Annotated in this window: 1 protein-coding gene; it reads right to left on the reverse strand. The window is 39.0% G+C overall.

Features of this window, described 5'->3' with window-relative positions:
* Positions 1–128 precede the first annotated feature (128 nt).
* On the reverse strand, positions 129–584 hold the full coding sequence (tnpA, locus tag V6E76_RS11355) for an IS200/IS605 family transposase (protein WP_166627299.1): 456 nt from the start codon (positions 582–584) through the stop codon (positions 129–131).
* Between the last annotated feature and the right edge of the window lie 160 nt (positions 585–744).

The following is a 744-nucleotide window of genomic DNA, read 5'->3' on the forward strand; positions in this document are numbered from 1 at the left end:
AAAGTAAGTATCCACCCGTATAACGGGTGGCTTTTTTTCAGCCCTATAAGGGCTCATTCCGCACATACTCCCTAAAGGGAGCTCTCAAAAGACTGCCAACCGCTATTCACTTTACCTTTTATTTGGTTTTACTTTTTGAATGGATCCACGTATTCTCGTTTTGAAATTGAATCGAGCACCCTGTCATCTGCTTCCTGCTCTCTGATATACTTTTCAATCGTTTTTTGGTTCAGTCCGACGGTGCTCACATAGTATCCCTTCGCCCAAAACGTTCTGTTTCCATATTTGTACTTCAAATTCGCATGTTGTTCATGGATAAGTACGGCACTTTTCCCTTTCAAATATCCCATAAATCCAGAAACACTCAGTTTCGGCGGAATTCTCACAAGCATGTGTATATGATCAGGCATCGCATGTGCTTCGATAATTTCTACATCTTTCATATCACATAATCGTCTAAGTATTTTCCCTATGTCTTTTCGAAGTTGTCCATACACAACTTTTCTCCTATACTTAGGAGTAAATATTATATGATACTTACAATTCCATCTTGTATGTGATAAACTTTGGTCGTCTTTAGACATTCAATATGCCCCTTTCTTTTCTAAATAGCGGTTGGTAGCCATTATTTAGTATACAGAAAGGGGCATATTATCGCTAAAGCTACTTCATCCACACGCATAGCGTGTGGTTTATTTGTTTCGCACGTCTACGTGCTCAACCGACTGAAGTCACTAATAAAAA

Source organism: Jeotgalicoccus huakuii (assembly GCF_036665975.1).
GTDB lineage: Bacteria > Bacillota > Bacilli > Staphylococcales > Salinicoccaceae > Jeotgalicoccus > Jeotgalicoccus marinus.

What these genes read in the sequence shown, in the direction of transcription:
- tnpA (WP_166627299.1), bottom strand. Translation starts at nt 584, where the DNA reads ATGTCTAAAGACGACCAAAGTTTATCACATACAAGATGGAATTGTAAG.